The 13,157-nt window shown below is 61.9% G+C and carries 11 protein-coding genes; 3 read left to right on the top strand and 8 right to left on the bottom strand.

The genetic code is table 11. The features are described from left to right. Nucleotides 1–81: 81 nt before the first annotated feature. The 6 genes from BJ997_RS13300 to BJ997_RS13325 all read right to left on the bottom strand — a co-directional run bounded on the left by BJ997_RS13300 (nt 82) and on the right by BJ997_RS13325 (nt 6,676). Nucleotides 82–1,071: a GDP-L-fucose synthase family protein gene (locus BJ997_RS13300; RefSeq protein ID WP_035838536.1), complete on the bottom strand. Its 990-nt coding sequence runs from the start codon at nt 1,069–1,071 to the stop codon at nt 82–84. A 2-nt stretch (nt 1,072–1,073) separates the two neighbouring features. Then, nucleotides 1,074–2,105: a GDP-mannose 4,6-dehydratase gene (gene gmd, locus BJ997_RS13305; RefSeq protein WP_035838538.1), complete on the bottom strand. Its 1,032-nt coding sequence runs from the start codon at nt 2,103–2,105 to the stop codon at nt 1,074–1,076. 181 nt (nt 2,106–2,286) lie between these two features. Further along, entirely contained in the window at nt 2,287–3,378 is a 1,092-nt protein-coding gene (locus tag BJ997_RS13310) for a glycosyltransferase family 4 protein (RefSeq protein WP_052542541.1), read from the bottom strand. Between the two features lie 77 nt (nt 3,379–3,455). After that, nucleotides 3,456–4,226: a glycosyltransferase gene (locus BJ997_RS13315; RefSeq protein WP_052542542.1), complete on the bottom strand. Its 771-nt coding sequence runs from the start codon at nt 4,224–4,226 to the stop codon at nt 3,456–3,458. 123 nt (nt 4,227–4,349) lie between these two features. Continuing rightward, nucleotides 4,350–5,615, bottom strand: coding sequence for a hypothetical protein (locus BJ997_RS13320; protein WP_152602309.1), 1,266 nt, complete (start codon nt 5,613–5,615; stop codon nt 4,350–4,352). 62 nt (nt 5,616–5,677) lie between these two features. Then, nucleotides 5,678–6,676, bottom strand: coding sequence for a glycosyltransferase family 2 protein (locus BJ997_RS13325; RefSeq protein ID WP_152602310.1), 999 nt, complete (start codon nt 6,674–6,676; stop codon nt 5,678–5,680). Between the two features lie 55 nt (nt 6,677–6,731). On the opposite strand from BJ997_RS13325, the gene BJ997_RS13330 reads away from it, so the two are divergent. Next, nucleotides 6,732–7,469 (top strand): glycosyltransferase family 2 protein, encoded by a 738-nt coding sequence (locus BJ997_RS13330; RefSeq protein ID WP_035838548.1) that lies wholly within the window; start codon nt 6,732–6,734, stop codon nt 7,467–7,469. Beyond that, on the top strand, nt 7,466–7,852 hold the full coding sequence (locus tag BJ997_RS13335; protein WP_035838550.1) for a DUF2304 domain-containing protein: 387 nt from the start codon (nt 7,466–7,468) through the stop codon (nt 7,850–7,852). The genes BJ997_RS13330 and BJ997_RS13335 overlap by 4 nt, the downstream gene beginning before the upstream one ends. A 31-nt stretch (nt 7,853–7,883) precedes the next feature. On the opposite strand, the gene BJ997_RS13340 is transcribed toward BJ997_RS13335, so the two are convergent. Both BJ997_RS13340 and BJ997_RS13345 read right to left on the bottom strand, forming a co-directional pair. Then, nucleotides 7,884–9,923, bottom strand: a complete 2,040-nt coding sequence (locus BJ997_RS13340) for a DUF7657 domain-containing protein (RefSeq protein WP_152602311.1) — start codon at nt 9,921–9,923, stop codon at nt 7,884–7,886. Between the two features lie 135 nt (nt 9,924–10,058). Then, nucleotides 10,059–11,396, bottom strand: coding sequence for a DUF2142 domain-containing protein (locus BJ997_RS13345; protein ID WP_183323523.1), 1,338 nt, complete (start codon nt 11,394–11,396; stop codon nt 10,059–10,061). 88 nt (nt 11,397–11,484) lie between these two features. Between BJ997_RS13345 and istA the strand changes: the two genes are divergently transcribed. After that, entirely contained in the window at nt 11,485–13,035 is a 1,551-nt protein-coding gene (gene istA / locus BJ997_RS13350) for an IS21 family transposase (RefSeq protein ID WP_035841013.1), read from the top strand. Nucleotides 13,036–13,157: the final 122 nt, after the last annotated feature.

Raw genomic sequence — 13,157 nt, forward strand, 5'->3', positions numbered from 1 at the left:
TTCTGCTCCCCCAAGTTTGTGCCCAGCCTATAGCTGACCAGAAACCGGCGAGGCACGTTCCGGCCGAACGAAATCGAAGCGTTACTGGCGGATGGTGTCGGCGTGGTCGCGGTACCACTCAACTGTGGAGCGCAGGCCGGCCGTCAGGTCGATCTGGGCGGTCCAGCCGGCCTCGGCGAGCTTGGAGACATCGAGGAGCTTCTGCGGAGTGCCGTCGGGCTTGTCGGTGTCCCACTCGGTCGTACCGGTGAACCCCACCACCTGGGCGATCGTGTCCGCAATCTCCCGAATGGTCACGTCACGCCCGGTACCCACGTTCACCTGCTCGGGTCCGTCGTAGTGCTCCAGCAGGTGCAGGCACGCCTCGGCCATGTCGTCCACGTGCAAGAACTCACGCCGCGGAGTGCCGGTGCCCCAGTTCGTCACCGAGCTCGCGCCATTCTTCGCGGCCTCGTCGTACCGGCGAATCAACGCCGGCAACACATGCGACCCGGCGGGCGAGAAGTTATCGCCCGGGCCGTACAGGTTCGTGGGCATCGCCGAGATCCACGGCAACCCGTACTGACGCCTCACCGCCTGAATCTGCAAAATCCCGGCGATCTTCGCGATCGCGTACGCGTCGTTTGTGGGCTCGAGGTGCCCGGTGAGCAGCGAATCCTCCCGAATCGGCTGCGCCGCAAGCCGCGGATAAATGCAACTCGACCCGAGGAACAACAGTCTCTCCACGCCGTACTTCAGCGCCGCGTCGAGCACGTTCACCTGAATGCGCAGGTTGTCACTCAGAAAATCCACCGGATAGGTGTCGTTGGCGAGGATGCCGCCCACCTTCGCCGCGGCCAGCACCACGTAGCGCGGCGTCGTCTCGGCGAAGAATGCGAACACCGCGTCGCGGTCCTTCAAATCCAGCTCCGCCGATGACCGGCCGACCAGATCGGTGAACCCTTCGGCCTGCAGGCGCCGCCAAATAGCGGACCCCACCAGGCCACGGTGCCCGGCCACGTAAAACGTGCCGGTGCGCTCGAGCGGGCCGGACGTGAAGTCCACCTGATCGCGGGCGTCGATGACAGTCATGGTTACTTGGTGCCCCAGCTCGCGAGCTTGACCTCGTCGATCCACCGACCACCGGCGTGCCCGAGCGCGGTGATATCAGCGTCGACCATGATGCGCGCCAACTCGGCGGTGTCCACGGTGGCCTTCCAGCCGAGCTTCGCCTCCGCCTTGGACGCGTCGCCGACCAGGGCGTCCACCTCGGTGGGGCGCAGGTACCGCTCGTCAAAACGCACGTGCTCCTCCCACTCCAAGCCCGCATGCTCGAACGCCGTCTGCACGAAATCCCGCACCGTGAAGTTACCGCCGGTGGCCAGCACGAAGTCCTCAGGCTCATCCACCTGCAGCATGCGCCACATACCCTCCACATACTCCGCCGCGTAACCCCAGTCCCGAACCGAATCGAGGTTACCGAGGTACACGTGGTCCTGTTTGCCGGCCTTGATCGCCGCGACAGCGCGGGTGATCTTGCGCGTCACAAACGTCTCGCCTCGACGCGGCGACTCGTGGTTGAACAAAATACCGTTCACGGCGAACATGCCGTACGCCTCGCGGTAGTTCTTCGTGATCCAGTAGCTGTACACCTTCGCGGCCCCATACGGCGAGCGCGGGTAGAACGGCGTGTCCTCGTTCTGCGGCGGCGGCGTCGCCCCGAACATCTCCGAACTCGACGCCTGATAGAAGCGGCAGTGAATGCCCGACATCCGAACCGCCTCCAGCAGACGAATCGAGCCCATGCCCGTCGTGTCAGCGGTGTGCTCCGGCTCATCGAACGACACCCGCACGTGAGACTGCGCGGCCAGGTTGTAGACCTCGTCGGGCTTGATCTCCGCGAGCAACGTCGACAGGCGTGAACCGTCGCTCAGGTCGCCGTAGTGCAGGAACAGCTTCGCTGTCGTGTCATGCGGATCGACATAGAGGTGATCGATACGCGACGTATTGAACGTCGACGCACGACGAATCAAACCGTGAACCTCGTAACCCTTACCGAGCAACAATTCGGCGAGGTACGAACCGTCTTGTCCGGTGATCCCGGTAATAAAAGCACGCTTGGCCATGGAGTTCCCTACTGTGTGGCTGGAAGATCTCGGCAGCACAGGCGGTCCTCCGCTGTGGCCAAACCCTCGCCCATAGAGCTTACCGACCAATCGCGGTAGCGGCTCCCAGCCGCGGGTGACGACACTCTCCGTCCGCGTCAGCCGTCAGTCTCCTCGGCGAGTTCCCCCTCCCCGTGGTGAACTATGCAATCTTCCGCTCGTGCGCGGCCCGGTAGGCCTGAACGTGAGCGTCGCGGCATGTGTCCCAGGTGAATTTCTTCACCTGCAGCAGGCCCTTCTGGGTGAGCTCTTCTCGGCGAGCAACAGCTGCGAGGATTCCCGCCGCGATGGACTCGGGGTTGTGGGGATCGAACTGAACGGCAGCATCACCGACGACCTCCGGAAGCGAACCGGCGTTGGATGCCGCGACCGGGCATCCCGAGGCCATCGCCTCGAGGGGCGGCAGTCCGAAGCCCTCGTAGAGGCTGGGAAACACGAGCGCAGAGGCCGTTTGGTAGAGGCGAAGGAGCTCCTCCTGCGGTACCAGCCCACGGCGGTCAACCCAGCCGGGAAGTTCCCCCAAGTTCTCAAGTCCGCCGCCAGTGAGAACGAGCCGAAGGTCGGGCAGGTCCCGGCGAGCAAGCGTCATGGCTTCAATCAGGCGCGCATGGTTCTTGTGGGGCCAGCCACGGGCCGGGTACAGCACGAAGTTCTCCCGCAGGCCGAGGTTGGGCGTATAGCGAGCAGCATCGACACCGAGGTAGGCGACGTGGACTCGCTCGGGGTCGAGCCCCAGGCTGTTTATCAGGCGCGACTTAGTGAAATGGCTGATCGTGATCACGGCATCTGCCTTGGCCGCGAACCCCTCGTAGAAGAGGCGGCGGTAAAGCAGTTCCGCTGAGCTGAACATGTGAGGGAGCTCAAGATGCTGCACGTCGTGGAGTGTTTGAACGGATGCCTGTGAGCCCCGCGGCGTGGGTGCCGGCACCGTGAACGGGAAATGCACGACGTCGGCACCGGCCATACTACGCCGGATCGAGGAGGATCGGGCGATGATCCGCGAGAGGCCGGTGAGTCGCTCGCGGGTGCTCGCACCGACGCTGAGGTTCTCGATGACACGTTCGGGGATCCCCGCACTGAACCCGCGAGCCGATGCAGGCACGAATGCCTTCGCATCGACGGCGTCTGTGAGGGCAAGCTGCTCGGTGAGCGCCCGGGCGTATGTTTCGCTCCCGCCCATGCCCCCGCGCACGAGGGTTGCCATAGACAGCGCAACGCGCAACGGTTCGTTCATATAGTTCACTCCACGATTTCGGCAGGTTGGGGAACAGAACGGATCACGGCGAAAGTCGAGCTTACGCAGCCGGATCCTCAGGCTTGGGCGCTCACCCGCCGTGCAGCGAACGACGATGCCCAGCGAATCGGGTAGTTCCAAATGGGACTCAGGGGGCGCAGCGGAACCGGAAGGTGACGGCGCTTCACTGCTTCGGACTCAAGGCTGGAACTCAAACGGTTGGCCACTGTGAGCGAGTCGGGGTGCCAGCGAAAAGCGGAAACCGGGACACGAGTCGAGATGAATTTGCCGTGGCTGCGGAGCTTCAGGAAGGCGTCCAGGTCCATGGCGTATTTGAGTGTGACATCGAATCCACCGATCGCTTGCAGGGCGTCGAGGCGAATCATAGTGCCGGGGTGGGGAATGAGGTCCGGGCCCCACGCCAGGAGAAATGTGGCGAGCGGACCTGCGTTGCTGAGGGCAAGTTTCTTTCCGGTGGGGTCGATGTACTCGCAGCCGCCGAAGGCCAACACTGCGGCAGGGTCTTGGTCGAGCATCGCCTGCAACCGCTTGAGGCCCCCCGGGCGAAACAGATCATCGTCACCAATCCAGGCATAATAGCGTTCGGTCGTACGCGCCGCGAGGCCGCAGTTGATGGCGGCGGAGATGCCAGTCTTCGGGTCGTCAATGACGACTGCCCCGTACTCGGCAGCCATCGCCCTGGCCTCGGTCGCCCCTGCTGGGGCGACCAAGGCGAGCGTGAGGGCAACGTCGTTGCGCTGGTGATTGATGGCCTCCAGAGTTTCCCGAAGGCTGTCGATTCTGTCGCCGAGTGTCGGGAGGACGACGAGGATGTTTGAACTGCTCATGAGCTTGCGGAAGCCGCGTGCCTTTCACGTGTAGTGGTGTGGATAACATCGCGCCGGTCCGACAATAGTGGAGGCGAGCGCCAATGCGCAGGAGTGAGGTAAGAACGAGTCTATCGAGCGTGCTTACGGGTGCGCGGACGGCTCATGGGAGCGGGGCGACAGTGCCAGGTAGATGCCGTGGATCAGCAATCCGGCCACGGGGCCGGCAACCAGGGCCAGACATGTGCGCTGCGTGAAGTCGAGCGGCATGAGTAACGCCACGAGGGTGACAGCGGCCGCGATGACCCAACCTGCGGTGTACACGAAATGCTGCGACCGGGCGAGCACGGCCGGCGCGCTCACGCACAGGGCGCCCACGAGAGCCGAGGAGAACACCAGCACGGCAATGAACCACCCCTCAGGCTGGAGCTGCTCCGGGAAGAGGAATCCGAACACGGCCGGCCCAATCAGCCAGCCGACGCCGGCCAGTACCGCCGCGGTTCCGAGGATGAGTGACTGAATGCTCAGGAACCGCTTCCAGAAGCTGTCGCCAATGTCGCGAAACATGATGAGGAAATAGCTCTGCAGCGACATCGCGACGATGATCAGGGGCGCGCGCGTCAAGGTGATCGTCAGAATGAAGAGCCCGAGTAACTCCGACGATTCCCCGGCCGACGTAAGGCCGAGCAGCAGGGGAAAGCCGCTGACCATGACGCCGGTGGATGCCGCTGCGACCATGGTCCGAGACACGTTCCAAGTGAGGGCCAGATAGCCCACGTCCAGCTGAGTGCGCCCGACAATGGCACGCCTGATGAACGGCCACAGGACGACCAGGGTGACAGGGAAGGGGATCGCCACGGCCCAGGCCAGGGCGACGACGTCATGGGTCCAGACGAGTACAACGCCCACGGCGACCAAGCGAAGAACCGCGTCTACGGCGATCATGAACGCCACGGACACCCATTGCGAAGCGCCGTAAAGCGAGCCGGCCAAGACTGCGACCATGACGTATGCGGCGGCGCCGCAGGCCAGGGGCCAGACTAGATTCCAGCCGTCCGCGGGAAATACAGAAGCCACCCAGAGGGGGGCCGAACCGACGATGACGAGAAAAACAAGGAGGCCTGAAACCAGTCCGAAGTTGCGGGCACGGCTCGCGCGACCTCCGGCAGCTGTCTCGATCGGCGTTGTCGCGCGCGTGACCTCCTGCTGTATTCCCCCGAGCGTGCCGACGACCAAATACAGAAACGACCAAAAGGAGGCGAACACGGCGAAGCCTGCGAAGCCAATCTGGTTCGGCACGAGCCACGTAACGATATAGGAGGCGATTCCGGCTGTTGCCGTTGCCGCCATGATCAGGACGAACCCGGACAGCTTCGCTCGTGGTCGCCGCGCGGTCTGGGGATTATTCACGGAATTCATCCTAACGACGCTTCCGCGAAAATCCTGTGCCCTACCCGGCTCCAGCCTGCGAACTATGCGGGCTGAACCAGATCGCGCAGGACGTCCTGCAGGCCGAGTCCGTAGTTGGAGTATCGTCCGGTTCCCCATTCCGCTAAAACCGGTCGAAGTCGCCTCGCTCGGCCTACCGGGAGTGCGCTGCGCACACGCTCGTGTTCGAGCTTCTCAATAATTCGTCGGCTCACCTGGTTCGGCACTTCGAAACCGGGTGATGCGATCCACTCTGCCAAGGACCGGGCGCGGTTGAAGAGACGGGCGTTGCGGGCGGAACGTGACGTCCGAAGCCGTCCAAAACCGGTGTGCAGCGTCAAGGTACTGACCCCAATTTCGTTGGTGCCATGCTGTCGATAGTCGATCAGCGAGGTCTCCAGCAGGTCCATCTCACCGGACACCGCAGCAACCATCGCCAGCCATTCATCGTGCACCCACGATGAGGGGAACGACCCGGCACGCTCAAAGAGTTCTCGGCGCAACATGGCCGTGGCACCTGTCACGATATTCCGTCGAAGCAGGACCTTATAGGCATCCCCTCCATGTACGGAACGTTTCTCATCAATGGAGACACGCAATGTACCGAAAAGCGACTCCCCAGTAGGTTGCCCAGTGCTTCCCACGATTCGCGCATCCGTATGCAGGAGAAGCAGATTCGGGCGCGCCTCAAACTCCGCGATCATGCGCTCGATCTTCGTCGGGTCCCACACGTCGTCCTGATCGCACAAGGTGAGCAGGTCACCTGAGCAGGCTGCGAGCGCCTGTGCAAAATTCGACGTGACGCCCAGTGCCGTGGCGTTATGCAACACGATTAGAGAAGGGTTAACTCGGTCACCGAGAACCTCAGCCGCTACGGCCAGAGTCGCATCCGTTGACGCATCGTCGCTGATGACGATCTCATCGGGGACCCTGGTTTGGTTCAGGATGCTCTCAAGCTGCGACCGCAGGAATGCATCACCGTTGTGGGTGCACAGGGCGACCGAAACTGTCGGACGGGGCGTCATGTTCGATGGATTTTCCACCAGCCGAGCCTACCTAACAACGGAGGGACGATCACCACTTTGGTAGGATTCGCCTATGACAAGCTCTCTCACGGCCACGTTAATTGTGATGCCTGCACTCAATGAGGAGGAGTCGGTCGCAGCCGTCGTCACCGAGGTTTTCGCTAAGCTGCCTGGAGTCAGCGTTCTCGTTGTGGACGATGGTTCGACCGACCGAACTGTTGAACGGGCACGCCGCGCGGGCGCCACTGTCATCAGCCTGCCGTTCAATCTCGGCGTTGGGGGTGCCATGCGCGCGGGCTTCAAGTACGCCCTGCTCCATGGTTTCGAGAACGTCGTGCAGGTCGACTCCGACGGCCAACACGACCCGGCCGGAGTCCCCGAACTTCTGCAGGGTCTGGAGTCCGCCGATCTCGTTCTCGGCGCCCGCTTCGCCGGAGAAGGTGACTATCTGGTCACCGGTCCCCGGCGGTGGGCAATGGTCGTGCTCGCAGGCATCCTCAGCGCGCTGGCCAGAACGAAGCTGACCGATACGACGTCCGGATTTCGGGCCACGGGACCCCGCGCCGTCCGCCTCTTCGCCGAGCACTACCCGGCCGAGTACCTCGGGGACACTATTGAGTCGCTCGTCATCGCTGCTCGTGCGGGGTGTACGATCCGACAACTGCCCGTGTCAATGCGCCCGCGCGCGGGCGGAGTCCCGTCCCACGATCCGCTCAAAGCCGCTGCCTACCTGGGCCGGGCCGGTATGGCTCTGCTTATCGCGCTCATGAGACCTCGGGTGCCCCTCACCAACGAAGGAATCCCCGCATGAACGTCGCAAGCTACATATTCGGCATCGTGGCCGCTCTCTTAGCGCTGTCGGTGGTAATCGAGATGCTGCGCCGACGCCGACTGCGCGAACGGCACGCCGTATGGTGGATCGTCGCCGGGCTGTTGGCACTGCTGCTGGGGATATTTCCCCAGGCACTGGTTTGGGCCGCTGACGTCGTGGGCGTCGAGATTCCGACCAACCTCGCGTTCTTCCTTAGCCTCTTGGTGCTCTTCCTGGTCTGCATCCAGCAGAGCGCGGAGCTGACAGATCTAGAAGGCAAGACGCGCATCCTTGCGGAAGAGTGCGCCCTCCAGGAAGAGCGCCTCAATCGCTTGGAGAAGGCGTACTCGCGGCGGCCTTCGGGGGCGGACGAGAATTCCTGACACCTGGGCCGTAGCCGTTCCCAGGCCCGTATTAGCCGCGGCCTGCTGGGACGATCTCGTAGATGCGCATCTCGACCTGACCTTGCTGGATCGTCGACTTCTCTAAGACGCAATCCAGTTCAGCGCTTACGGGCGAATCCGCAAGAATGTACGACACCTCGTCTTGGGCAAAGGACGAGCAGGGATCCACGGTCACGGCGATCAAATTCGCCTGGGGATTGGCGATCTTCAACGCACCGGTTCCGAGGCTCCACTGCACCTGCCCCAACCGGTTCCACTCATTCTCGTACTTTGACGTCGGGTCGATCTCGTCCCACATTTGCTCGGTGGGGTAATTCTGCACGCCACTGAGTGAGCTCACTCCCGACTCGACGAGAATAGCCATGGTTTCGTACGATCCGATTCCGATCCACACTCCTGTTTCTGCCTTGTCCGCCTTCAGTATTGCTTCTCCAGTGTCTGTCTTACTGAGGTCGAAAACGCCCTGATAAATGGGATTCACCCCCCATCCCATCAATACTGAGGCGACGAGGAGCATCGCCGCGGCGGCGACGACTCCACGTTTGATAAACAGGAGAAGTGTCATGAGTACCAGCAGAACTGCGATGATCTTCCACGTCGGGGCGAGCCCGAGTATCTCAGGGTTGAGCGAACGGATCCGAGACCACAGCGCAAAGATGATCACAGCCGCGAATACGCTGCAACAGAGGCCGACGATCCACGCGCGTTTTGTTTCGGCTCTGTCCACGTGGTCGACCACAAGAATGGCAAAGAGGGGGAGCAAGACCACAAAGACGACCCTGAATCGTTCGGCAGGAACTCGGTCCAACTGTAGAACGTGCGCAACGGCATCCCACCCCGGTACCAAGAGGTAGGCCGCGATCAGCGCAAACAGGAGAACAGCGCTGACCAGCAGCCAATCGACTCGATGCTTCGATCCAAAGGACCGAACGGCAAACCAGATCAGGCCAGGCAGGACAAACAGACTTAGCAGGATCACTGATGACGACTCGGACGAATTGAGCCCGAGAAGGCTCCCCCCCGGAATCGCCTTGAGGGCCTGATTCCAGGGTGCGCCACCAATGCCAGCCAAGTAGGGGTCTCCCACAAGAACACCGCCAGTCGCGGCCAAACGCTGGCCCGGATACACGGTCGACTGGATAGCGTCAAAGGTGGCAATTCTCGTGAGTGCCCAAACAGCCGTAATCACAATCGCAGCCAACCCCGAGGCGATCAAGGGTGTCAGTCTTCCCCAAGCCGCCCGGGCACCCCCAACGGCCCAAGGCCGCACGCGAAAGAGGAAGCCGACCGAGAAAGTTAGAAAAACAAGCAGGCCTGGAATAATGTAGGGCACATAAAGGCCCATAGCCAGGGTTACTGCGAAATACCCCGTGGCCACGGACCAGACAATACGAACCCAACGCCTAGTGTCGACGAGCACCCAAACTACAGCAGCCATGGCCAGAAGTGGCCAAGCGACGGAAAACAGCGTGCTGGGCCCGTACCACCACTGCAGGAAAGGTGTGAAGAAGAGCGCGATGGAAATCAACGCGGCTGTGACTGGACGACGCGGCAGCAACGTGACCGCAAGCAAATAGCACGAACTCACAAGGACGAACGCCGGAACCCACCAGTGCCAGGCCATGCCAACGTTCAGACCAAACAGAAGATAGCCCCACACGTGCGGCCGAAACAACGAAGACCAGTCCCAGGAGGGAAGTTCGTTTAGCACCGTCATGTCGGTGCCGCCCGGGAACATCGTGTTGAGAGCTGGGAACCCTTGGTTGACCTGCGACACAACCCAGCCCTGCTGAACCAACCACTCGTCGGCGCGGATTCCTCGCGGAATTCCATCGAGGAGTCGCGGGTCAGGTCCAGAACCAAGCGTGAACCAGTGCGCACCGGATGAGGTTCCACTGATGCCAAAGGCGATCAGCACCGTAGCCCCCAAAGCAACAAGAATCGGGAACCACGCTATGACACGCCAATTCGGAAGGCCAACACTATTAGGCGTCACGAGTTGGGAAAAATACGCCGCCCCGCGCGACCATAACCCCGGGATACCAAACATGCTTCACTCCTCGACTGACGAAAATCGCACGTACGCGACGGTTGAGATCCGGGACGCTCAACGGGCGATTTCGAATCGGCGGGTAGCTATGTGAAGCTACGTGGCCGACCCCAGACTAACAAAGCTTCAGGGCGGTCACCTTTCCCGGTCGAATGTTCCTACGTTTACGCGCACCGTCTCCCGCTCGCGTCCCGACGACAAAGTCTCGCGCGCTAGGAGTGCAAGGAAGCCGCCGAACGCCAGAGACCCCACAGCCCATACCAACATGGGCGACACCGAAATATCCCACCACCACTGCGCCCCGGCATCCAAATCCGGACCCCGCTCATCCAGGCCGGTCAGGTAGCGCCTCATGTTCGTGTGCAGAGCCAGAGAGTTCCCCCCGGCAAGCACAGTCAGGGGAATAAGAGTTTGGGTCCATGACAGCCGAAACCGCCATAGGTCGATGTCCAGCAACGCCAGCCCGCCCAACATCACGACGAGGGGTAGAACATATCGCGGTTGGACATCGGTCCCGACCTGCGCGCCAGATCTTGCAAGAATGTATGCAGGAATTACACACATCGATGCAACAACAATGCCGACAGCAAGAATTTTTCGGATTGACGACTCTTTCAGGCCGACTGAGACGCAGGCGACAAATACGCCAAGCCCGCCGACCCAAACGACGGAGGGAAGGTGGGTGTCTAACCATCCGAGATCCCAAGACCCGAATACGCCGACCCAGAGCGAGGGCACCTCAAGGAGGTTGACCAGGAAAAGGCTCTGCCAGCTGGCAGGCCCCGGCGAGCCCAGTCCGGACAGGGCGACGGACGACTGAGATGCTGAGAGGGCGAATCCAACTGCCACCACGACAAGCAGGAACGGTAACAGGGCAGCACCAACCCATCGCCACGTCTTCTCCACGGTGAGCACACAAACAACGAGTATCGCGAGCACCGCGTATACGCTTGCGTCGGCTCTGGCCCCGGCGCCTATTATCAACGCCAATACGGCAAGCGCTCCTAGACCGGCCCTCCTCCAACCTGATGATTCGAAGTATCCCAGCAAAGACATCCACAGAGCACCAGCTGAGATGATCGCCCACGAGCTGGGATTGTTAGAAGCCAGCAGGAACATGCCCAAGGGCACGGACGTTATCACGAGTCCCCAGACCAAGGTCAGTCTGCGATTACCTGGCAGCAGATTCCAGAGGGCACAGAAGATCCCGACGAGAAGGAGAATGCTGACGGACCTCATCAGGACGGCGGAAGACTCAGGTTCGCCGGAGACGAAAGCACTCATCGTCATGTAAAAAACCGGCGGATAGAGACTATTGAAGTTGCCTCTATCCGTTGCAATCAGACTGTCCTCCCCATGAAACGTCTGACACTCCGCGCTTTGGGACGGGACGAAGGCGTAACTGAATATTGGCTTCGATGGACACCACCTATGGTGCGGTTGAGCCCCACTGTTCAGATGCGTGACTTGCATCGTTCAGCCCCACTACCGGCGTGGTTGAGCCCCACCTGAAAAGCTCCTTCCACCAGGTGAGCGCCACCTGGTGGAAGGAGTACCGGTAATGGTACGGAAGATCAAAGCGAAGCAGATCCTGCAGCTTCGTAATCAGGGCTTGTCGCGACGGGCGATCGAGTCCGCCCAGGGCATGTCCCGGCACAGCATTCGAGCGGTGCTCGATGCTGCAGAGCGGCTCGGGCTCGGCTGGGATGACGTCGCCGAGTTGTCGGAGGCCGCGGTGTATTCGACGTTGTTCCCCGGCCGCGGCGTCCACGAGTCTGTCTTCGCGCAGCCGGACTGGGGCCGGGTGCATACCGAACTCGCGCGGGTGGGAGTGACGTTGAAGCTGTTGCACCAGGAGTATGTCGACCAGGCAGCGATGGCGCAGGCGACGATGAGTTACGACCGGTTCTGCCGGCTCTATGCCGAGCACGCCGCAGTCTCGGGGGCGACATCCCGGGTCGGCCACAAAGCCGGCCGCAGCATCGAGGTCGACTGGTCCGGGCCGACGATGCAACTGCTCGACCCGACGACGGGCGAGATGTCGAAGGTGTATTTATTCGTCGCGTGCCTGCCGTTCAGCCGCTATGCGTTTGTTGAAGCGACCCTGGATATGCGGCAGGAGGCGTGGTTGCGTGCGCACACGGCGATGTTCGCCTTCTTCGGCGGCAGCGTCCCGCGCCTGGTGCCGGACAACTTGAAGACCGGAGTCATCTCCCACCCCAAGGAGGGCGAAGTCGTTCTCAACGATGCCTACCGGGAAATGGCGGCGCACTACTCGGCGGCGGTGCTGCCCGGGAGGGTTCGGCACCCGCGCGACAAAAGTAGCACTGAGAACACGGTGGCCCATGTCGCGACCTGGGTCATCGCCGGTTTGAGGAAGGAGACGTTCACCTCGCTGGCGCAGTTGCGCCGGCGAATCCGGGAACAGATGGAGGCCTACAACCGGGAGCCTTTCCAGAAACGTGTCGGGTCCCGCCTCAGCGTGTTCACCACCGAGGAGAAGCCGTTGTTGCAGGCGCTGCCGGCGGCACCGTTTGAAATCAGCACGTGGTCCTATAAACGCAAGGTCAACGCCAACGCCCACGTGGTCTGGGCCAAGAATTTCTACTCCGTTCCCTTCAGCCACATCGGCGCCCTGGTGGACCTTCGCCTCACCGAGACGGTGTTAGAGGTTTATCGGCGCGATGAGCGTCTGGCCAGCCATTTGCTGCTGCCAGCAACGACCAGCAACCAGTATCGGACCAACGATGCGGACTTGCCCGAGGGGCGCAGCTTCCAGGCCTGGGACCGACCTCGGATCGAGGAATGGGCCGCGCGGATCGGGCCGGCAACACTCACCGTGACGGCCAAGATCTTCGAGACCGTCTTCATCGACGAGGCCGGCTTCGACGCCGCACTGGCCGTGCTGAAACTCTCGCGCCGTTTCCCGTCGGCCCGGGTCGAGGCCGCCTGCGCACTCGCGCTGCGGGGCCCGGTCCGCTCTCCGCGTTATGCGCATTTGCGACCGATCCTCGATACCGGGCAAGACAAAACCGGACAGGCCCCTGAACCGGAACCGGACCATGGCGGTTACGTTCGTGGCAGCGCTTATTACGCCGGAGGGAACCGTTGAGCGCTCTGGACGGTGAGACCAAACGCAAGCTCCGCGAGATGAACGCCGGCGAGTGGCGGATAGTCGTAAATGGTACGGGTAGTCCACGTTGTTGGTACTGCTGTTCCGGGGAGGTGGAACTG

The sequence above is a fragment of the Cryobacterium roopkundense genome, assembly GCF_014200405.1.
GTDB lineage: Bacteria > Actinomycetota > Actinomycetes > Actinomycetales > Microbacteriaceae > Cryobacterium > Cryobacterium roopkundense.